The organism is Janthinobacterium sp. SUN176 (genome assembly GCF_030587335.1).
Taxonomy (GTDB): Bacteria; Pseudomonadota; Gammaproteobacteria; order Burkholderiales; family Burkholderiaceae_D; genus Janthinobacterium; species Janthinobacterium kumbetense.
In genome coordinates this window covers 97,042-118,014 of sequence record NZ_JAPWIA010000004.1, presented here as the reverse complement: position 1 = coordinate 118,014, position 20,973 = coordinate 97,042, and the positions used below count along the sequence as shown (strand labels likewise).

The following is a 20,973-nucleotide window of genomic DNA, read 5'->3' as shown; positions in this document are numbered from 1 at the left end:
TCATCAAAAACCCTGAATTATAAAGCTTTTCCTTTGTCGCCAGCGGAAATTGCCCCGCCCGCCTCAGTCCGCCCGGCGGCGCCAGCTCATCCAGCGCTCCTTGCCGGCGAAGACGGCGATGGAATCGTCGACGGCGTCGTCGGCCAGGCAATCGAAATGCGGCGCCAGCAATTCCTGCAGTGTCTCACGCGATATGCCGAACGGCGGCCCCTTGGCATTGTTGTCAAAGAAAAAGTAGCCGGCCAGCATGGCACCGGGCGCCAGCAACTGCGCCCAGCGGGCCGCCACTTGCGGCCACATGGCGCGCGGCATGGCGCACAGGAATGCCCGTTCATAGATCAGGTCCAGCGGCGCATCGGGTTCCCAGGCAAAGAAATCCGCTTCCACCACCCGCCCTGCCCGCTCACCCAGCTGGATGCGCGCGGCCGCCACGGCACCGGGCGAAAAATCGATGGCTGTGGCATCCCAGCCGTGTTCCAGCATGAAGACCAGCTCATACGCCGAGCCGCAGCCGGGAATCAGGCAGCGCAGCGGCGCCGGGCTGCCGGCAACGAAGCGTCGCAGGCGCGCGGGCACGCCGCCGTGGTCCCAAGGCGTGAATTGCTTCTCGAAACGCTCGTCCCAGAAGGCGGGCGAGAGCGGGTCGCGGGTGTGGAAGTCAGCCATCACTTACGTCCTCAGCCAGTTAAAACGGCAGTTGATGCCAGCGCATGAACACTTGCAAGCCCAGCGCGCCGAGCGCGAAAGCGCCCACGAAGTAGACGATAAAGCTCAGCAGGCGGTTCGTCTGGCGTTGCTCCGCCAGCAAGGTTTTCATCAATTCCACCTCGTTTTCGCGCGGTTCGCCATGCACCGTCAAGGCCTGGTGCAGCAAGCGCGGCAGTTGCGGGAAGATGTGCGCATAACGGGGTGCCTCGGCGCGCAGGCGCTCCATGAAGCCTTGCGGCCCCACCTGGTTGCTCATCCATTTTTCCAGGTAGGGCTTGGCCGTTTGCCACAGATCCAGTTCCGGGTCCAGCTGGCGGCCCAGGCCCTCGATATTAAGCAGAGTCTTTTGCAACAGCACCAGTTGCGGCTGCACTTCCACGTTGAAGCGGCGCGAGGTCTGGAACAGGCGCAGTAAAACTTGTCCAAAAGAAATATCTTTCAGCGGACGGTCGAAGATGGGCTCGCAGCAGGCGCGCACGGCCGCTTCCAGCTCATCGACGCGCGTATCCTTCGGCGCCCAGCCCGATTCGATGTGCGCCTCGGCCACGCGCTTGTAGTCGCGGCGGAAGAAGGCGAGGAAGTTTTGCGACAGATAATCCTTGTCGTAGTCGTTCAGGGTGCCGACGATGCCGAAGTCCAGCGCGATGTAGCGGCCGAACGATTCGGGCGCGATCGATACGAGAATATTGCCCGGATGCATGTCCGCATGGAAAAAGCCATCGCGGAACACTTGCGTGAAGAAAATCTCCACGCCATCGCTGGAGAGCTTGCGCAAGTCCACGCCGGCCGCCACCAGGCGCTCCGTCTGCGACACGGGAATGCCATACATGCGTTCCATGACGATGACGCTGCTGGAACAGTAATCCCAGTGCATTTCCGGCACCAGCAGCAAGTCCGAGTTGGCGAAGTTGCGGCGCAGCTGGCTGGCGTTGGCCGCCTCGCGCATCAGGTCCAGCTCGTCGTGCAGGTATTTGTCGAACTCGCCCACCACCTCTTTCGGTTTCAGGCGCTTGCTGTCGGCCCACAGGCGGCTGGTCCAGTCGGCGGCGATGTGCATCAGGGCCACGTCTTCGTCGATCAGCTTTTTCATGCCTGGACGCAAGACCTTCACGGCCACTTCGCGGCCATCTTTCAGGGTGGCGAAGTGCACCTGAGCAATCGAGGCGGACGCCACCGGTTCGCGCTCGAAGCGGGCAAACAGCTGGTCCGGGTGCGCGCCCAGGGACTTGGTGATCTGTGCGATGGCCAGGTCGGAATCGAACGGCGGCACCCGGTCTTGCAGGCGCGCCAGCTCTTCGGCGATGTCGAGCGGCATCAGGTCGCGCCGGGTCGACAGCACCTGGCCGAATTTGACGAAAATCGGGCCCAGCTCTTCCAGCGCCAGGCGCAGGCGCAAGCCCCGCGGCGACGACAGGTCGCGCCAGAAAATCAGGGTGTCGATCAATTTGGCGGTGCGGGGAACTTGCAGACCAGAAATCGCTATCTCATCCAGGCCGTACTTGATGGAAACACGGATGATTTTAAACAGGCGCAGGAATTTCAATATCATGTAGACAAATCCGGTGAGGAGGACTGCGGCTGGACGGCGGCGGCCGCCTTTTCCAGCCGGGCAAGGCGCTTGGCCAGGCGTTCGACGTCATCGCGCACGCGCGTCACGCCAGCGGAATACTCTTGCAGGGTAGAAGGACGGATCAGCATGGGCTGTTCGTCGAGAAAATATTCGGCCACGTTTTCCGCCAGCTTTTGCTGGCCCGTGCGCACAAAGGCGGCCGCATCCTTCGCGCCGGAAACGAGGCGCGTGGCCAGCATGGGGCCGACGACCTTTTCCAGGTCGTGCTCGGCTTCCCAGCGCAAGCCCTTGCTCAATTGGGAAATCGCATTGGCAAACTCGGCATCGCCTTCGATCTTGACGTAGGAAAACGCCCGCTCGCGGTTTTGCAGGATCAGCGGCACATCGGACAATTTCACGCGGATGGTGACGTTGGCCGGCATGTCGGCCGGCGCCGCTTCCAGCATGCCTGCGCTGTCGACGCGCAGGCGCAGGGCTACGGCGCCCGTGTCGATGCAGGCCAGCTTGCCGGCGTGCACGGCCAGTTGCTGGCGCGCCCACGGCTCCTGCGCCAGCAAGTGGTTGATTGTCGCGATGACGGGCGTCATCAGGGAGAGATCGGAAAGTGGTGCCATCTATATACTGCGCGCCGCGCGCGCCCCCAAAAAGAAAAAACCGCCCATCAAACAAGGTGGGCGGTTTCGATCTTACCAGTTCAGCAGGAAATATCTGTCAAGCATCATGCATTCCGCATGGACTTAAGCCATTATTCAGCAAGTTTTTACAATTAATTCAATTGCTGGATGCCTGCCAGAACCCAGCCGCTATTGCCGCTGACGGGTTTCGACATATTCCACACTTCCGCGAACGGTTCCGCTGCGGCGCCCGGCGCCGAACGGATCAGGCCCGTAAACTTCACGCTGGCCAGGTAGTCGTTGACGCTCGTTTCGATCCCCAGCAGTTCGGCATCGACGGTGACGACATCCGTAAAGTCCGGCTGCGCGCCCCGTTCCTGGATTTGCATGCGCAGTTCCGCATACACTTCCGGCGACGTGAATTCGCGGATATCGTTGACGTCCGCCTTGTCCCAGGCCGCTTGCAGGCGAATGAAATTGCTTTTCGCGTGGCGCAGGAAGGCGTCCTTGTCGAAGTCGCTTGGTACGCCCCATGGCGCGGCAGCCGGCGCCGGCTTGTCCAGGCCTACGCCAGACGAGACCGGTTGCAGCGGCGGCAGCGGCGGGATGCGCGAACCGATGTCAGGCACGTTGCCCGCTGGCGCAGGCTGGTTGCCGCCAAAACCGGCAAACGGCGCATTGCCGCCGGCATTGTTGTCGCGTTTGCCACGTACCATGCGGTAGATGAAGAAGGCCACGCCGGCCAGCAAGGCCACCATCAGCAGGGTGCTGATCATGCTGGCCAGGGCGCCGCCCAGGCCAAAGTGCGACAGCAAGGCGCCCAGGCCCAGGCCCAGCAAGGCGCCGCCCAGCAAGCCCTTCCAGCGGCTCGGTGCCTTGGCGGCAGGGGCCGGCGCGGGGGCTGGCGCAGGTTGCGCCTGGCGTGGCGCGGCGGCCGGCGCCGGGGTTGGTGCCGGAGCAGGCGCCTGGCGGCCCACGTTTTGCGACTGGCGGCCAAACGAACGGCCACCGCCCATGGGACGGGCCAGCGCCTCGCCCAGCATGGATACCGTGGTCGCGGCCAGCATCATGCCGACCATAAATTTCTTCAATTTCATTCCATCTCCTAAAATCACCGGCTTGGTGAGTTACAGCTTGAGTTACATCTTGATGCCGGTATGCAAAGCGGCAATGCCTGCCGTCAAATTGTAGTACTGCACGCGCTCCAGGCCCGCCGTTTCCATCATGGTCTTCAGCGTTTCCTGGTCCGGATGCATGCGGATCGATTCTGCCAGGTAGCGATAGCTTTCCGCGTCGCCGGCGATTTTCTGTCCGAACCACGGCAAGACCGAGAACGAATACAGGTCGTACGGCTTTTGCAGGGGCGCCGCCACCTTGGAAAACTCCAGCACCAGCAGCTTGCCGCCCGGTTTCAGCACGCGGCGCATTTCCGCCAGCGCCACATCCTTGTGCGTCATGTTGCGCAAGCCAAAGGCCACGCTGACACGGTCAAAATAATTATCGGGGAATGGCAGTTTTTCCGCGTCACACAACAAGGTGGGGGTGAGCAAGCCGCGATTCAAGAGGCGGTCGCGGCCTACGCGCAACATCGATTCATTGATATCGGTCAACCAGACTTCGCCGGTAGGGCCCGCCTGCTTGGCGAACGCCTTCGACAGGTCACCCGTGCCGCCGGCGATGTCGAGCACCTTGAAACCGGGACGCACGCCCGCGTTGGCAATGGTAAACGTCTTCCACAGACGGTGCAGCCCGCCCGACATCAAGTCATTCATCACGTCGTATTTGGCAGCGACGGAATGGAACACCTTGGCGACTTCGCGCACTTTGTCGTCTTCTGCAACTGTTTTGTATCCGAAATGGGTCGTATTGGTCATGGTAGGCAGTCTGTTTGAACTTGGGAGCATTATACAAGCGGCAGGCGCATTTCCCCGTGACGCCGGAGAAGGTATTGCCTTTCCACTGCATTCGCAGCCAGCATGGCCGCCCGGGCATACGCCGCCAGCGCCCCCCGTCGGTCGCCCTGGCGGCGCAGCAAGTCGGCCCGGGCCGCGTGCAGATAATGCGAATTGGCAAGGCTGGGCACGGCTTCCAGGCGTTCGAGCCACGCCAGGCCGTGTTCGGCGCCATGCGCCATCGCGCAGGCGATCACGGCATTGAGCAAGATCAAGGGTTCCGGCTTGTGCCGCAGCAAGGCACCATACAGGGCGCTGATCTGGCGCCAATCCGTCTGGCTTGCCCTGGGAGCTTGGGCGTGCAAGGCGGCAATGGCTGCCTGCAGTTGGTAGGGCCCCGGCGCGCGCGCCGGCAAGGCTCGTTCCAGCACGGCCAACCCCTCGGCGATCAAATCTCCCTGCCACAGGCGCCGATCCTGCTCTTCCAGGGTCAACAAACAGCCTGCGGGCGAGAGGCGAGCCGGGCCTCGCGACGCCTGCAGCAGCAGCAAGGCCAATAGCCCCTGTACTTCCGGCTGGCCGGGCTGCAGGCTGTCGAGCAGCCGCCCCAGGCGCAGCGCTTCCGCGCACAGGTCGGCGCGCAGCAAGCTATCGCCGCCGCTGGCGCAATAGCCTTCGCTAAACACCAGGTAAATCACGTGCAGCACTTGCGCCAGCCGTTGCGGCCAATCCTGGGCCGGCGGCAACTCGAAAGGGATGCGCGCTTCGGCGATCTTGCGCCTGGCGCGCAATAGCCGCTGCGACAGGGCCGCTTCCGCCACGCCGAAGGCGCGCGCGATCTCGCCCGTGGACAGCCCACACAGGGTGCGCAGGGCCAGCGCCACCTGCGCCTCGGGCGCCAGCGCGGGATGGCAGCAGATGAACAGCAGGCGCAGGCGGTCGTCCTCGATGGCTTGCGTTTCATCAAGCATGGCGGCCGGCAGGCAGGACAGCACGGCCTCGGCCTCGCTGACGCTCTTGCCCGCGCGGCGCACGTGATCGAGGCCCGCGTTGCGCGCCACCGAGCTGAGCCAGGCCGCGGGATTGGACGGGATGCCCGCCTGCGGCCACAGTTCCAGCGCCTTGCGGCACGCCTCCTGCAACACATCTTCCGCCAGGCCCAGGTCGCCGAAACGCCGCATCAGGCCGGCCAGCACCCTGCCCTTTTCCTGGCGAAAGACGTGTTCGACGGCCGCAATGGCGTCGCCGGCCATGTTTATGCCGTGACAGGCCGCACTTCGATGGTGCCCAGGGAAGCCGCCGGGCAACGCCCGGCCCAGGCCAGCGCCTCGTCCAGGTGGGCGCAGTCCAGCAGGTAATAGCCGCCCAGCTGCTCCTTGGTTTCCGCGAACGGCCCATCCGTGATGACAGGCTTGCCGTTTTGCACACGCACGCTGGTGGCGCTGCGCACAGGCGCCAGCTCGGCGCCGCCGCGCATCACGCCCGCCGCCTCCAGGTCCTGCGTATAGCTGGCAAAGTCGGCCATCAGGCTGGCCATCTGGCCCTCTTCCATGGCGGCATAGCGCGCCTCGTCGGCGTAGATCAGGATCATGTATTCCATAGTCTCTTCTCCAAAAGAAAAATGCCCGCAAGCGCGGGCATCCATACGACGAACGGGGCGGCGGCAATCCGACAAGATTACCGCATTATTTTTTCTAAACACCTAAAAAACCGTAGCGAGCGGAAGCAAGTTGTGGCCGAGAAGCGGAACTGTGCTTGAGCACAGTGAGCATCGGCGGCCGCAAATGGCGACGCGCAGTAGGTTTTCCAGGTGTTTTAATGTTTGTGCCCGCAACTGGGTCCATGAACATGACCGCCGGAAGATTGCTTGACCGTCATGTCCGCCTTGGCGTCGCGGCCGCTGTCGCCCGAGTAGCCGGCTGCCGCCAGGCGGTCCAGGTAATCCTGCCACAGGGTCGCTTGCTCCGCGCCCAGCTTGTACAGGTAGGCCCAGGTATACAGGCCGGAATTGTGGCCATCGCTGAAGGTGGGCTGCACGGCGTAGTTGCCGACCGGCTCCAGACCCGTGATGCCGACCAGACGCTTACCTAATTGCAAGGTTTCCTGGCCCTTGCCATGGCCCTGCACTTCGGCCGACGGCGAGTACACGCGCAGGTATTCGAACGGCAAGGCAAATTCGCTGCCGTCGTCGAACGCCACGTCGAGCACGCGCGACTGGTTGTGCACGGTCAAGCCGGTGGGTTGGGGTGTTGCTGCTTTTTCAGTCATGACAATACTTTATGCGGATAAACGTTGAAGGATGGCGCCGCGCAAGGCCGGCAGCAGGGCGCGGCGCGCGGCCAGCACCTCGGGCGCCGTTTCGCGCTGGATCACCGCCCAGCTGGGGTTCGGGAAATGCGCGTCGTCGCGGTAGCGGGGAATCACGTGCCAGTGCACGTGCGGCGTCATGTTGCCGAAACTGGCGACATTCACCTTTTCCGGCTGCATCACTTCCCGCACGGCCAGTTCGACTTGCCACACGACTTCCATCACGTAATTGCGCTCGCCGGGCGTCAAGTCCGTCATTTCCTTCACGTGTTTGTTCCAGATCACACGGCAAAAGCCGGGATAGGCAGGATCGTCGACAGCCACGACGGACAAGCGCTCGCTGCGCCACAGCAAGGTCTCCAGACCCTGCTTGTTGGCGTAGCCGTCCAGCAAGTTGCACAGATCGCAACTCGTAGACATCACACGAGCACCCGTTCGATGCCGCCGTCATTGGCGCGTTTCACGTAATCCGGCATCCAGTTCTCTCCCAGCAAGTGTTTGGCGATCTCGACGACGATGTAGTCGGCCGTCGTGCCCGAATCGTCATTGTAGCGCGACAAGCCTTGCAGGCACGACGGGCAGCTGGTGAGGATTTTGACGTCGCCCGTGAAACCGTCGCCGCGCAGCTTGTCGGCGCCCTTGACCATCTCTTCTTCCTTGCGGAAACGCACTTGCGTGGAAATGTCCGGGCGCGTGACGGCCAGCGACCCCGATTCGCCGCAGCAACGGTCATTCTTCTCGATCTTCACGTTGTCTACCGTGCTGATCAGGGAATTGATGGTCTTGCCCGATTCCTGCAGCTTCATCGGATTGTGGCATGGCTCGTGGTACATATAGCGCGTGCCGTTGACGCCTTCCAGCTTGACGTTTTTCTCCAACAAATACTCATGGATATCCATGATGCGGCAGCCAGGGAAAATCTTTTCAAACTGGTACGTGGCCAGCTGGTCGTAGCACGTGCCGCACGACACGAGCACCGTCTTGATGTCCAGGTAATTGAGCGTGTTGGCCATGCGGTGGAACAGGACGCGGTTGTCCGTCATCATCTTCTCGGCCTTGTCGAACTCGCCCGCACCGCGCTGCGGATAACCGCAGCACAAATAGCCCGGCGGCAAGACCGTCTGCACACCCACTTCCCACAGCATCGCTTGCGTAGCCAGGCCCACTTGCGAGAACAAACGTTCCGAACCGCAACCAGGGAAGTAGAACACGGCTTCCGTATCGGCCGTCGTCGTCTTCGGATTGCGGATGATCGGGATGACTTTATCGTCTTCGATATCGAGCAGCGCGCGTGCCGATTTCTTCGGCAGGTTGCCCGGCATCTTTTTGTTAATAAAATGAATCACCTGCGCCTTGACGGGCGGCTTGCCTGTCGATGGCGGCGGCGCCTTGGTTTGCTTCTTGGCAAATTTCTTCAGCAAGTCATGGCCCAGGCGCTGCGCCTTGTAACCCCAGCCGATCATGACCTTGCGCGTGGCGTTGATGGTCACGGGATCGGTAGCGTTGAGGAACATCATCGTGGCCTTGGTGCCCGGATTGAAGCTCTTCTTGTCCATCTTGCGCAGCAAATTGCGCATGTTCATCGACACATCGCCAAAGTCGATATTCACCGGGCAAGGCGTCACGCATTTATGGCAGACCGTGCAGTGGTCGGCCACGTCCTCGAACTCTTCCCAATGCTTGATGGAAATACCGCGGCGCGTCTGTTCTTCGTACAGGAAGGCTTCGATCAGGGACGAGGTCGCCAATATCTTGTCGCGCGGCGAATACAGCAAATTGGCGCGCGGCACGTGGGTCGAGCACACGGGTTTGCACTTGCCGCAACGCAAGCAATCCTTGACGCTGTCGGCGATGGCGCCGATATCGCTTTGCTGCATGATCAAGGACTCATGCCCCATCAGGCCGAACGATGGCGTGTAGGCATTGCGCAAGTCCGCGCCCATGCCCGGCAGGTTCAGCAATTTACCTTTGTTGAACCGGCCTTCCGGATCGATGCGCTGCTTGTAGCTGCGGAATTCGCCGATCTCTTCTTCCGTCAAAAATTCCAGCTTGGTGATGCCGATACCGTGTTCGCCGGAAATCACGCCATTGAGCGAGCGGGCCAAAATCATGATACGGCCCACGGCTTCGTGGGCGTCCTGCAGCATTTCGTAATTGTCCGAGTTGACGGGCAAGTTCGTGTGCACGTTGCCATCGCCCGCATGCATGTGCAGCGCGACGAACACGCGGCTACGCAAGATGCGCGCGTGGATGGCGGTGGCCTCGTCGAGGATCAGCTTGAACGCGGCGCCGTTGAAGATCTGGCGCAGCTGGGCGCGGATCTCTTGCTTCCAGGTAATGCGCACTGTGCGATCCTGCACCACGTCGAACAGGGTGGCGTCCGGCTGCGTTTCCAGACGCGCATCGAACACGGGCAGCAAGCGCTCCATGCCCAGTTCGGCCAATTCGCCCTTCACGTCCGCCAGCGGACGGTCCAGCTGGGCCAGCAGATAGGTCCAGCGGCTCGTGACTTGCGCCAACAGCTGCTGCGCCTGCTCGGCGCGGTCGCCCAGCATTTCCGCATCGTCGACCCGGTCGTCGGACGCATCGTCGCTCTTGCCTACTGGCAAATTACCCTTGCCAAAGAATTCGCTGAGGGCCTCGGCCAATTGCAGTTTATTCTTGATCGACAGCTCGATATTGATGCGTTCGATACCATCCGTGTATTCACCCATGCGATTGAGCGGGATCACGACATCTTCATTGATCTTGAACGCATTCGTGTGCTTGGCGATCGCCGCCGTGCGAGCACGGTCGAGCCAGAATTTCTTGCGTGCTTCCGGGCTGACGGCCACAAAGCCTTCGCCCACGCGGGTGTTGGCGATACGCACCACTTCCGATGCCGCTTGCGCGACGGCATTTTCATCGTCGCCGACGATGTCGCCGAACAGGGCCATCTTCGGCAGCACGCCCCGCTTCGACTTGGTGGCGTAGCCGACGGCGCGCAGGTAGCGCTCGTCCAGATGTTCCAGGCCCGCCAGACGGATGGTCGTGTATTGCTCGCCTTTCGCCGGCAAGCCGTCGAGGTAATCCTTGATTTCCACGATCGACGGGATCGCGTCGCGCGCCTGGCCGAAGAATTCCAGGCAGACGGTGCGGGCGAACTTCGGCATCTTGTGCAGAATCCAGCGCGCCGACGTGATCAGGCCGTCGCAGCCTTCCTTCTGGATGCCCGGCAAGCCGGCGAGGAATTTATCGGTGACGTCCTTGCCCAGGCCTTCCTTGCGGAACTTGCGGCCAGGAATTTCCAGGATTTCCGTCTTGAACGGCGCGTTTGGTTTCGTCGCGTCGCGCGTGCTCGGGTGACGCCATTCCAGCTGGAAACGTGCCAGTGCGATATCGTGGATCTTGCCCAGGTTATGGTCGAGGCGCGTGACGTCGAGCCAGTCGCCGTTCGGGTCGACCATGCGCCACGAGGCCAGGTTGTCCAGCGCCGTGCCCCACAGCACGGCTTTCTTGCCGCCCGCATTCATGGCGACGTTGCCGCCGATGCAAGAGGCGTGCGCGGACGTCGGGTCGACGGCAAACACGAAACCAGCCTTTTCCGCCGCTTCCGACACCTTGTTCGTGATCACGCCGGCGCCCGAATTGATGGTCGCGTATTCGTGCGTGAGGCCCGGCAAGACCGTCATTTCCACGGCGCCCAGGGTGATGAGTTTTTCCGTGTTGATGACGGCCGACATCGGCGTCAGGGGAATCGCACCGCCCGTGTAGCCGGTGCCGCCGCCGCGCGGGATGATGGTCAGCCCCAGCTCGATGCAGCCCTTCACCAGGCCGGCCATTTCCTCTTCCGTGTCGGGCGTGAGCACGACGAACGGGTATTCCACGCGCCAGTCGGTGGCGTCCGTCACGTGCGACACGCGCGTCATGCCGTCGAAGCGCACATTATGCTTTTCCGTATAGCGTCCCAGTACCTTGACCGTGCGCTTGCGCAAATCGTAGGTCTTGCGGAATTCGTCGCCAAAGTCGGCCACGGCCTTGCTGGCCGCTTTCAGCAGCAGCTCCACATTGGCGCTGCGCGCTTGCGCCACTTCGGGCGATTCGCCACTGGCGGCCACGTCGCCGCCGGCCGCGTCGATGGACAGGCGGCGCTTGTCGACTTCGGCCAGGCGGTGATGCAAGGCATCGATCAAGCCCTGGCGGCGCTTCGGATTGTCGAGCAAGTCATCCTGCAGGTAGGGATTGCGGCGCACGACCCAGATGTCGCCCAGCACCTCGTACAGCATGCGGGCCGAACGGCCCGTCTGGCGGGCGCCGCGCAGCTCGTCGAGCAGGCGCCAGGAGTCCTCCCCCAACAGGCGTATGACGATCTCGCGATCGGAAAACGACGTGTAGTTATACGGGATTTCGCGCAGGCGGCTTGCTGCGGGACCATTCGGCGTTTCTGCCAGTAAAGCTTGGATATGTGCGGGAGCGTTCATGGAGTGTGGTGACGATGTGGACTGGACCCTAAAGGCCCATTTTATCTTATTGCGCCGCACCATGCGGGAACAGCCTTATGCCGCCCAAGGTTTAAGCACCACACCCGTCACCATAGCAAATACGGAAAAGCCCTATTTTGCATGAATAAAAAACCAGTGTTGATCATTTTTTGACGCAAAAATGCCAAGAATCAGAGTCTGCTGCAAACTATCGAACTGCCCAAAAATGGGGCAAAACGGCGTTGCATTACGCCCCGTTTGCGCCCACTTTACGCCAGCATTTGTCCAATCCGGTGCCATACGCCATCGGGCACATACAGCAGCAAGCCCGTCATGGTCAGGTAGCGCGCGCACTTGCCGATGGCCATGTAGGCCACGCTGGGCCAGAACGGCAGCTTGAGCCATCCGGCCAGGGTACACAGCGGGTCGCCCACGATGGGCAGCCAGGCCAGCAGCATGGTCTTGGCGCCGTAGCGGGCCAGCCAGCGGAACCAGCGCGTGTCGCGTTCCTTGGCAAACGCCTGTTTGGCCCGGTAGCCCATCCAGTAGTCAACGACGCCGCCCAGGGTGTTGCCCAGGGTGGCGACGCCGATGGTGGCCCAGAACAGCGCGGGATTGGCCTTGATGACGGCAAACACGGCCGGTTCCGAGCCGAGCGGCAAGAGGGTGGCGGAAATAAAGCTGATCAGAAAGACCGATGTCAGCCCGACTTCCGGTGCGGCGATCAGCTGCAGCAGCCAGGCGATTGCGGATTCGATCATGGAACACTTCGCGATGCAGTAAGGCTCTCCATTATAATGAAGAGCAGCTTGCGCGCCGCACAATCCGCGCCGGCCGGCAAAGGCCTACCCGCCCGCAGTTCCACAGAGCATTATTGTCGCCAGGCTATCCGCCGCGGCGCCGCCGCTATCGCCCGACACGCTCCAGACCCTTTCTGGCCCAGAATCACTTGCTTGCAGACTATGAACATCGACTACCTCAAGAAAATCCTGACCGCCCGCGTCTATGACGTCGCTACCGAAACGCCGCTGGAACTGGCCCCTGCCCTGTCGCAGCGCCTGAACAACCAGATTTACTTCAAGCGCGAAGACATGCAAAGCGTGTTCAGTTTCAAGATTCGTGGCGCCTACAACAAGATGTCCAAGCTGAGCGAAGCGGACCGCAAACGGGGCGTGATTTGCGCCTCGGCCGGCAACCACGCCCAGGGCGTGGCCCTGTCGGCCGCGCGCATGGGTTGCCGCGCCGTCATCGTCATGCCGACCACCACGCCGCTGGTGAAAGTCGAGGCCGTCAAGGGACGCGGCGGCGTGCACGTGGAAGTGGTCCTGCACGGCGAGTCGTACACGGATGCCTACAACCATGCGCTGACCCTGGAAAAGGAACAGAAGCTGACCTTCGTGCACCCGTTCGACGATCCGGACGTGATCGCCGGCCAGGGCACGATCGGCATGGAAATCCTGCGCCAGCACGCCGGCCCCATCCACGCCATCTTCGCGCCCATCGGCGGCGGCGGCTTGATCGCCGGCATTGCCGCCTACGTGAAACAGATCCGTCCCGACATCAAGATCATCGGCGTGCAAAGCGTCGATTCGAACGCCATGGCCCGTTCGCTGAAAGCGGGCGAGCGCGTGACCCTGAACGACGTGGGCCTCTTTGCCGACGGCACGGCCGTGCGCCTGGCCGGCGAGGAAACCTTCCGCCTCGTGCAGGCGTATGTCGATGAAATCATCACCGTCGACACGGACGCCATCTGCGCCGCCATCAAGGACGTGTTTACGGATACGCGCAGCATCCTGGAGCCGTCCGGCGCGCTGGCCATCGCTGGCGCCAAGGCCTATGTGGAACGGGCCAGCCTGACCAAGCACCCCGTCAACAATGAAACCCTGGTCACCATCGCCAGCGGCGCGAACATGAATTTCGACCGTTTGCGCTTTGTCGCGGAACGGGCCGAACTGGGCGAATTCCGCGAAGCCGTGTTTGCCGTCACCATGCGCGAACAGCGGGGCAGTTTCAAGCGTTTCTGCTCGCTCATCGGCGCGCGCAACGTGACGGAATTTAACTACCGCATCAGCGATGAAAAGGCCGCGCACGTGTTCGTCGGCATCCAAATTGCCGACCGACATGAATCAAGCGTGCTGGCGAAGACTTTCGAGGAACACGAATTCAAGACCCTGGACCTGACCCACGACGAGCTGGCCAAGTCGCACATCCGCCACCTGGTGGGCGGCAAGAGCCGGCTGGCGCAGGACGAGTTGCTGTACCGCTTCGAGTTCCCGGAGCGCCCGGGCGCCCTGATGCGCTTCCTCGACAGCATGGCGCCGAACTGGAATATTTCCCTATGTCACTACCGCAGCCAGGGCGGCGACGTGGGCCGCATCCTGATCGGCCTGCAAGTGCCGCCCGATGAAATGGGAGAATTCGCCCGCTTCCTCGATACCCTGGGCTACCGTTACTGGGATGAAAGCAGCAATCCCGTCTATAAGCTGTTCCTGGGGTAAGCATCACCTCCCGGCGGCGGCTACTCGCCGTCGGGAGAATTAGGCTACCATGCGTGCTTGACTGAATTCACGCCACACGACCATGACCACCACCAACGACCTCGCCGAACAATCCCCGCTGGGCAAAAGCTCCGCCTACCGCACCGATTACGCGCCGGAACTGCTGTTTCCCATTCCCCGCCAGGGCAAGCGCGACGAGCTGGAATTGCGCGGTACATTACCGTTCTTCGGCCTCGATATCTGGAATGCCTATGAGCTGTCGTGGCTGAACCAGCGCGGCAAGCCGCAGGTGGCGATTGCCAAGGTCAGCGCGCCGGCCGATTCGCCGAACATCATCGAATCGAAGTCGTTCAAGCTCTATTTAAATTCGTTCAACCAGACCAGGCTGGACAGCCCGGATGCGCTGCTGGCCCTGCTCAAGCAGGACTTATCGAAGGGCTTCGGCGCGCCCGTGCAAGTGGAACTGACCTTGCAGGACGATTTCGGCAAGCTGAAAATGGGCGAATTCGACGGCGTGCTGCTCGACCGCCTGGACCTGGAAATCACGCAATACACGCCCTCGCCGCTGCTCTTGAAGGCGGCGCTCGATGAAGCGCCGGTGGAAGAAAAACTCGTCTCGCATTTGCTCAAATCGAATTGCCTGGTGACGGGCCAGCCCGACTGGGGCAGCGTGCAGATCGAGTACGCAGGACCGCAGATCGACCAGGAAAGTCTGTTGCGCTACCTGATCGGTTTCCGCGAACACAACGAATTCCACGAGCAATGCGTAGAGCGCATCTTTGTCGATATCTTGCGTCAGTGCAAGCCTCAAAAACTGTCCGTGTATGCGCGCTACACGCGCCGCGGCGGCCTCGACATCAATCCCTGGCGCAGCAACTTCAGCACCGGGGCGATGCCGGGCAATCTGCGCAATGCGCGCCAGTAACGCCAAACAACACCCCGCAACCATGCCAACAGGAATGTTGGCTGTGTTTTAAAACAACGTTGCAGTAGTGCCGCAGAGCATGTCAAAGACGCTGAAAAATCGGAAAATCGGCATTCGGCGGCGGAAAAACCGGCGCACTGCGTGTTTTTAATCAAGAAATAGCCGATACACGCCGATGTTATTTTTTTGCTAAAATGATGACCACGTGGGCTGTAGCGCCCACTGCGCCCGCAGCGGGCGTATACTGTTGAGAATTGGCGTTACAGGCCGCCGAAACAGGCCTATAATTCGGCTCGCAAGCCCTCTGCGCATTGCACCATTTCATTGAGTGTCATGACTAATCTTAGCAAAATATTATCCCTCGAAAACGTCCTGCTGGACCTGGAAGTCTCCAGTAAAAAGCGCGCCTTCGAGCAAGCCGGCCTGATCTTCGAAAACAATTACGGCATCGCCCGCTCTACCGTCTCGGACAATCTGTTTGCCCGCGAACGCCTGGGCTCGACCGGCCTGGGTCATGGCGTGGCCGTGCCGCATGGCAGGGTCAAGGGCAGCAAAACCTTGAAAGCGCCCCTGGGCGCCTTCGTGCGCCTGGCCGAGCCGATTCCATTCGAATCGCCCGATGGCAAGCCCGTCAATCTGCTGTTTTTCCTGCTGATTCCAGATCATGTCACCCAGCAACATCTGGAAATCCTGTCGGAAATCGCCGAAATGTTTTCCGACGACGCCTTCCGCACGGCATTGGCCACGGATCCGGAACCGAAATCCGTGCATTCGCGCATCGTCAATTGGCAACCCAGTCTGCAAGCGGCAGGTTAAACTTCAGGTATTCCTCCACTCCTGAAGAAGACTGCCATGTTGCAAACGCCGCTGACGATACAACGCCTGTACGACGATAATCGTGAAAGTCTGCAACTGGGCTGGTTCGCCGGCTTCCCCGGCGGCGAGCGCCTGATCTCGGGCGACGTCTCGTCGGCCGCCGACCAGGTGGGCCACTTGAACCTGATCCATCCGGGCCGCATCCAGGTCTTCGGCCACCAGGAAATTAACTATTACCAACGCCTGAAGGTCAACACGCGCACCCACGTGATCGGCGAACTGATCGCCGGCGGTCCGCCCGCGCTGATCATCGCCCAAGGACTGGAAACGCCGCCCGACATCCTCGCCATCTGCGACGAACAAAACATTCCCCTGTTCTCCACCCCGCTGCCGGCCGCGCAAGTGATCGACTTCCTGCGCGTCTACCTGTCGAAAAAACTGGCGCAGCGCATCATCATGCATGGCGTGTTCATGGACGTGCTGGGCGTGGGCGTGCTGATCACGGGCGACTCGGGCCTGGGCAAGAGCGAGCTGGGGCTGGAACTGATCTCGCGCAGCCACGGCCTGGTGGCCGACGACGCCGTCGAATTCTCGCGCATCGCGCCCAACATGATCGAAGGCCGCTGCCCGCCCCTGCTGCAAAACCTGCTGGAAGTGCGGGGACTGGGCTTGCTCGATATCAAGGCCATCTTTGGCGAAACGGCCGTACGCCGCAAGATGCGCCTGAAGCTGATCGTGCACCTCGTGCGCCGCAACGCGCTGGAAGAAGAAGTCGAGCGCCTGCCTTTCCTGTTCCCCACGGAAGACGTGCTGGGCTTGCCCGTGCGCAAGGTCGTCATCCCCGTCGCCGCCGGCCGCAACATCGCCGTGCTGCTGGAAGCGGCCGTGCGCAATACGATTTTGCAACTGCGCGGCATCGATACCTTGCAGGAGTTCATGGAACGGCAACGACTCGCCATGAGTGGCGATTAATGTTGCCAAGGAGTTCACCCTTGCAAGGGCGAACCGTTGCGCAGGCACGCAGCAGTGCTGCGTGAATTCCCTGCTGCACCAGAGATTAGCAATGAGTGGTGACTAGCGTTGCAAGAAGCACGCCCTCTTTTGTTTAACCAATACTACAGTCGAAATTGCAATAATTTGTAAAGATAGTTGCCTTGGGAGCGGAGCGCCGGTCTTTATTGTATGATCGGGTTATGCATATCGTCCTTATCACCGGAATATCCGGCTCCGGTAAATCCGTCGCGCTCAATGTGCTGGAAGATACCGGTTACTATTGTGTCGACAACCTGCCACCGGCCTTGCTGCCCAGCCTGGTGCAGACCCTGCTCGACGAAGGTACACCGCAACTGGCCGTCGCCGTCGATGCGCGCAGCGCCGAGTCGCTGACCAGCCTGCCGCACAATGTGGCCCTGCTGCGCGACCAGGGGCACGACGTCAAGGTCATGTTCCTGACAGCCACCACGCATTCGCTGGTGGCGCGCTTCTCGGAAACGCGGCGCAGCCATCCGCTGTCGCACGAATTGCGTCCGAACCAGAATCCGGCCAGCCGCCGCACCCTGATCGAGTGCATTTCGGAAGAGCGCGAACGCCTGTCGACCATCGAACAGCTGGGCCATGTGATCGACACGTCGGAACTGAGCGCCAACAAGCTGCGTGCCTGGATCAAGGATATCGTCGCCTCCGAACGCGCGCCGCTGACCCTGTTCTTCGAATCGTTCGCCTTCAAGCTGGGCGTGCCGCTGGACGCCGATTTCGTCTTCGACGTGCGGGCCTTGCCGAATCCCTATTACGACCTCGCCTTGCGCCCCCTCGACGGACGCGACGCGCCCGTGATCGCCTTCCTCGACGCGCAGCCCAGCGCGCTGGAACTGCTGGCCGACATCCGCGCCTTCATCGAGAAATGGTTGCCATCATTCAAGTCCGACAACCGCAGCTACCTGACGGTGGCCCTCGGTTGCACGGGCGGCCAGCACCGCTCCGTGTACATGGCGGAGCGGCTGGCGCAATATTTCGGCCCCAACGAGCGCGTGGTACTGCGCCACCGCGAGCGCAGCTAGTTAATCGAGGTGGCGCAGCGGATGCGCAGCGGCCGGCCAGACGGGGGCAAAGAAGCGCGCCACCATGGCCGCGTCGACTTCGTCCAGGCTGGCGGGGTTCCAGCGAGGGGCATTGTCCTTGTCGACCACCAGCGCGCGCACGCCCTCGAGCACTTCGCCATGTTCGAAATTATGGCGTACCACCGTGCGCTCCAGGCGCAGGCAATCGGCCACGCCCAGGTGGGCGCCCCGCTGCAGCAATTCCAGGGTCACCGACATCATCAAGGGCGAACGCAAGCGCATGGCCGCCAGCGCCTTGGCGGCGAACGCACTGTCGTCCTGCGCCAGCGAGGCCATGATGGCCGCAACGGAGCCGGCGCTGAAATGGCGGTCCAGCGCCGCGCGCGCCGTGGCCAGGGGGGATACCCCCGCCTCGGCCTGGAATGGCGCCGCCAGCGCCTTGATGGCCACAGGCAAGGCCTCGCCCGGCGTCGATTCAAACAGGTCCAGCAGCGCCCCCATCTGCGCTTCGGGCAGGTAGACATCGGCCAGGCCCGTGTACAGGGCGTCGGCCGCGTTGATCGTCAAGCCCGTCAAGCCCAGGTACAGGCCCAGCTGGCCGGCCAGGCGGGACAGGAAATAACTGCCGCCCACGTCCGGGAACAGGCCGATATTGACTTCCGGCATGGCCATGCGCGTGCGGCCCGTCACGATGCGCAAGCGGTTGCCTGGCCCGGCTTGCGCCACGCCCATGCCGCCGCCCATCACCACGCCATCCATCACGGCGATATACGGTTTCGGGTAGAAATGAATTAAATGATTTAAAGCATATTCTTCCGTAAAGAAATCTTCCAGCAGGGCGCTGCCGCCTTGCGGCGTGGCCAGACCCGCATCGTAAAAGAAACGGATGTCGCCGCCGGCGCACAGGGCTTTGTCGCTGCTGGAGCGGATCACGACGGCGTCCACCTGCGGATCGTCGCGCCAGGCCAGCAGGGCCGCGCTCAGGGCGCGCACCATCTCCAGCGACAGGGAATTCAAGGCTTTCGGACGGTCGAGCACGATGTGCCCGGTGCGGTTGCGGATGGAAGTCTGGACGAAGTCGCTCATGGCAGGCAGGAAAGAAGTGAAAGTGCGAATATTCTAATGCCTGCGCGGGGAACATTGCGTTCCGCTGGGCGCAAAAAAGGGCGCAATGTGCGCCCTTAGTTGATCACAACTGCTGGAAGCGGGTGGCCTTAGACGGCGACGACGGCTTCTTCCTCGGAGTTGTCTGGCAGATGCTTGATCGCCTCTTTACCGTGCCCTTGCACTTTGGTTTTGTATTTCATCACTTGCCTATCGAGCTTGTCGATCAGCGTATCGATCGCGGCGTACAGGTCGTGCGCCAAGCTTTCCACATAGACAGTCTTGCCGCTCAAACGCAGGTTGACTTCAGCCTTTTGACGTTTTTCTTTCTCTTTGAGGTTATCCACGGTCAGAATCACGGCGATATCGATGACTTGATCGAAATGACGTTTCACGCGCTCCAGCTTCGTTTGTACGTATTCACGGATGGCTGGTGTCACTTCGAGATGATGTCCGCTGATGGTGAGATTCATACACACTCCTAAAGATGATCGGGTTCGTGCGGTCCATCCTATCCGGCCCGCAGAGGAACCGAAAAAAACTTACAAACACTTACGCAGGCTCACTGGCGGAATTTTTAATGCTTCCCGGTATTTGGCAACAGTACGTCGCGCAATCACCATGCCTTGTTCCCCCAGCATGTCCGCAATCTTACTGTCGGATAAAGGATTTTTAGGGTCTTCTGCTCCTGTCAGTTGCACGATCAATGCCCGTATCGCCGTCGATGACGCTTCGCCCCCCGCTTCGGTGGCGACGTGGCTACCAAAGAAATATTTCAACTCGAACATGCCGTGCGGGGTCAGCATGTACTTTTGAGTTGTTACCCGCGAGATAGTACTCTCGTGTAAACCCAGTGTATCAGCTATTTCACGGAGCACAAGGGGGCGCATGGCAACGGCCCCATGCGAGAAAAAGTTCTTTTGTCTTTCTACTATCGCCTGCGCCACGCGCAGGATCGTGTCGAAGCGCTGGCGCATATTCTTGATCAGCCACTTGGCTTCCTGCAACTGTGCGCCCATGGCGCCCTCCCCCTTGCCCTGCTTGAGCAAGTTGGCGTACATGGCGTTGACGCGCAGGCGCGGCATGACGTCGTTGTTCAAGGTCACTTGCCAGCCATTGCGCGCGCGCTTGACGACGACGTCGGGCACCACGTAATCGGACACGTCCGAGGCGAACACGGCGCCCGGATGCGGATTGCACTGGCGAATCACCGTCTGCGCTTCGCGCAAGTCTTCATCGTCGCAATCGAGGGCTTTTTTCAGCTTGTTGAAATCGCGCTGGGCAAACCAGGCCAGGTGCTTTTCCACGATGACGAGGGCCATGCGCCGCGTCACCATGGCGATGTGTGGCAAGCGCTTGATTTGCAGGGCCAGGCATTCGGACGCGTTGCGCGCGCCCACGCCCGGCGGATCGAAACTTTGCAGCAGCGACAAGGCCGTGCGCATCTCGTCGGCGTCGATTTCCAGCTCTTCCGGCAGGCGCGCCAGGATGTCGTCGAGCGACTCTTCCAGGTAGCCATTGTCGTCGAGCGCGTCGATGATCAGCTCGACCAGCGCGCGGTCGCGCAATTCGAGCACCGTCACGCGCATCTGCTCCATCAGGTGTTCGCGCAGAGTGCAGTGATGGGCCTCCAATTGCGGACGCGAATCTTCGTCGTCGGGCGCCTTGCCCCGGCTCGCCTCACTCCAGTCGCTGTCGCCGCCATCCGCGGCGGCCGGGCTGTCGCCCCCCTCGCCGTCAAACGCTTCCGCTTCGGCCGGCGCTGCGGGCGCCTCCTGGCCTGGCGGCTGGGGCGGCGCTTCGGCCGGTGCGGCCGTGGAGCTCAAGGCCCCGTCGGACAGCAGGCGCAGCGAGCGGTCGAGCGGATCATCGAGGCGTTCGAGCAAGGGATTGTCCGTCAGCAATTGCTCGAGTTCCTGGTGCAATTCCAGGGTAGACAATTGCAACAGGCGTATCGATTGCTGCAACTGCGGCGTCAGTGCCAGGTGCTGCGAAGTGCGCAGCTGCAATGATTGTTTCATT

19 protein-coding genes are annotated in these 20,973 nt (G+C 61.5%); 5 read left to right on the top strand and 14 right to left on the bottom strand.

Translation table 11 applies throughout. The features are described from left to right. Positions 1-63: 63 nt before the first annotated feature. From O3299_RS23385 to O3299_RS23335, 11 genes are all read right to left on the bottom strand, one after another. Positions 64-666 (bottom strand): methyltransferase, encoded by a 603-nt coding sequence (locus tag O3299_RS23385; protein WP_305063307.1) that lies wholly within the window; start codon positions 664-666, stop codon positions 64-66. Positions 667-685: 19 nt separating this feature from the next. Next, positions 686-2,257 carry a ubiquinone biosynthesis regulatory protein kinase UbiB gene (ubiB, locus tag O3299_RS23380; protein ID WP_289912343.1) on the bottom strand — a complete coding sequence of 524 codons (1,572 nt, stop codon included), beginning with the start codon at positions 2,255-2,257 and terminating at the stop codon, positions 686-688. Then, the gene (locus O3299_RS23375) at positions 2,254-2,892 is read right to left on the bottom strand and encodes an SCP2 domain-containing protein (RefSeq protein ID WP_257217999.1); all 639 of its coding nucleotides are present in this window, start codon (positions 2,890-2,892) and stop codon (positions 2,254-2,256) included. The genes ubiB and O3299_RS23375 overlap by 4 nt, the downstream gene beginning before the upstream one ends. A gap of 152 nt (positions 2,893-3,044) precedes the next feature. Beyond that, a complete protein-coding gene (locus O3299_RS23370) occupies positions 3,045-3,989 on the bottom strand; it encodes a Tim44 domain-containing protein (RefSeq protein WP_251349343.1) in 945 nt (314 codons plus the stop codon). A 42-nt stretch (positions 3,990-4,031) separates the two neighbouring features. Beyond that, positions 4,032-4,766: a bifunctional demethylmenaquinone methyltransferase/2-methoxy-6-polyprenyl-1,4-benzoquinol methylase UbiE gene (gene ubiE, locus O3299_RS23365; RefSeq protein WP_034753359.1), complete on the bottom strand. Its 735-nt coding sequence runs from the start codon at positions 4,764-4,766 to the stop codon at positions 4,032-4,034. Between the two features lie 29 nt (positions 4,767-4,795). Beyond that, a complete protein-coding gene (locus tag O3299_RS23360; RefSeq protein ID WP_305063305.1) occupies positions 4,796-6,037 on the bottom strand; it encodes an RNA polymerase sigma factor in 1,242 nt (413 codons plus the stop codon). A gap of 2 nt (positions 6,038-6,039) precedes the next feature. After that, positions 6,040-6,384 (bottom strand): YciI family protein, encoded by a 345-nt coding sequence (locus O3299_RS23355; RefSeq protein ID WP_305056647.1) that lies wholly within the window; start codon positions 6,382-6,384, stop codon positions 6,040-6,042. A gap of 215 nt (positions 6,385-6,599) precedes the next feature. After that, positions 6,600-7,052 carry a DUF971 domain-containing protein gene (locus tag O3299_RS23350; protein ID WP_305063304.1) on the bottom strand — a complete coding sequence of 151 codons (453 nt, stop codon included), beginning with the start codon at positions 7,050-7,052 and terminating at the stop codon, positions 6,600-6,602. A 9-nt stretch (positions 7,053-7,061) separates the two neighbouring features. Then, positions 7,062-7,511 (bottom strand): HIT family protein, encoded by a 450-nt coding sequence (locus O3299_RS23345; protein WP_305056646.1) that lies wholly within the window; start codon positions 7,509-7,511, stop codon positions 7,062-7,064. Beyond that, complete coding sequence (locus tag O3299_RS23340) at positions 7,511-11,551, bottom strand: DUF3683 domain-containing protein (protein ID WP_289912349.1); 4,041 nt, start codon at positions 11,549-11,551, stop codon at positions 7,511-7,513. Before O3299_RS23340 ends, O3299_RS23345 begins: the two co-directional genes overlap by 1 nt. 269 nt (positions 11,552-11,820) lie before the next feature. Then, positions 11,821-12,312, bottom strand: a complete 492-nt coding sequence (locus tag O3299_RS23335) for a YqaA family protein (RefSeq protein ID WP_152256795.1) — start codon at positions 12,310-12,312, stop codon at positions 11,821-11,823. A gap of 201 nt (positions 12,313-12,513) precedes the next feature. Between O3299_RS23335 and ilvA the strand changes: the two genes are divergently transcribed. The 5 genes from ilvA (at position 12,514) to rapZ (ending at position 17,847) form a co-directional block, all read left to right on the top strand. After that, positions 12,514-14,049, top strand: coding sequence for a threonine ammonia-lyase, biosynthetic (gene ilvA / locus O3299_RS23330; protein ID WP_099665685.1), 1,536 nt, complete (start codon positions 12,514-12,516; stop codon positions 14,047-14,049). A gap of 82 nt (positions 14,050-14,131) precedes the next feature. After that, positions 14,132-14,974, top strand: a complete 843-nt coding sequence (queF, locus tag O3299_RS23325; RefSeq protein ID WP_099665686.1) for an NADPH-dependent 7-cyano-7-deazaguanine reductase QueF — start codon at positions 14,132-14,134, stop codon at positions 14,972-14,974. A gap of 333 nt (positions 14,975-15,307) precedes the next feature. Then, a complete protein-coding gene (locus O3299_RS23320) occupies positions 15,308-15,790 on the top strand; it encodes a PTS sugar transporter subunit IIA (protein ID WP_071079718.1) in 483 nt (160 codons plus the stop codon). Positions 15,791-15,826: 36 nt separating this feature from the next. Next, a complete protein-coding gene (hprK, locus tag O3299_RS23315) occupies positions 15,827-16,762 on the top strand; it encodes an HPr(Ser) kinase/phosphatase (protein WP_034753337.1) in 936 nt (311 codons plus the stop codon). Between the two features lie 221 nt (positions 16,763-16,983). Continuing rightward, a complete protein-coding gene (gene rapZ, locus O3299_RS23310) occupies positions 16,984-17,847 on the top strand; it encodes an RNase adapter RapZ (protein ID WP_099665687.1) in 864 nt (287 codons plus the stop codon). Here the strand turns inward: rapZ and O3299_RS23305 are convergent, their stop codons facing one another. The 3 genes from O3299_RS23305 to O3299_RS23295 form a co-directional block, all read right to left on the bottom strand. Continuing rightward, positions 17,848-18,933 carry an enoyl-CoA hydratase/isomerase family protein gene (locus O3299_RS23305; protein WP_305063303.1) on the bottom strand — a complete coding sequence of 362 codons (1,086 nt, stop codon included), beginning with the start codon at positions 18,931-18,933 and terminating at the stop codon, positions 17,848-17,850. Between the two features lie 128 nt (positions 18,934-19,061). Beyond that, positions 19,062-19,424, bottom strand: coding sequence for a ribosome hibernation-promoting factor, HPF/YfiA family (gene hpf, locus O3299_RS23300; RefSeq protein WP_034778388.1), 363 nt, complete (start codon positions 19,422-19,424; stop codon positions 19,062-19,064). Between the two features lie 69 nt (positions 19,425-19,493). Continuing rightward, positions 19,494-20,972 carry an RNA polymerase factor sigma-54 gene (locus tag O3299_RS23295; protein ID WP_251349351.1) on the bottom strand — a complete coding sequence of 493 codons (1,479 nt, stop codon included), beginning with the start codon at positions 20,970-20,972 and terminating at the stop codon, positions 19,494-19,496. Position 20,973 lies beyond the last annotated feature (1 nt).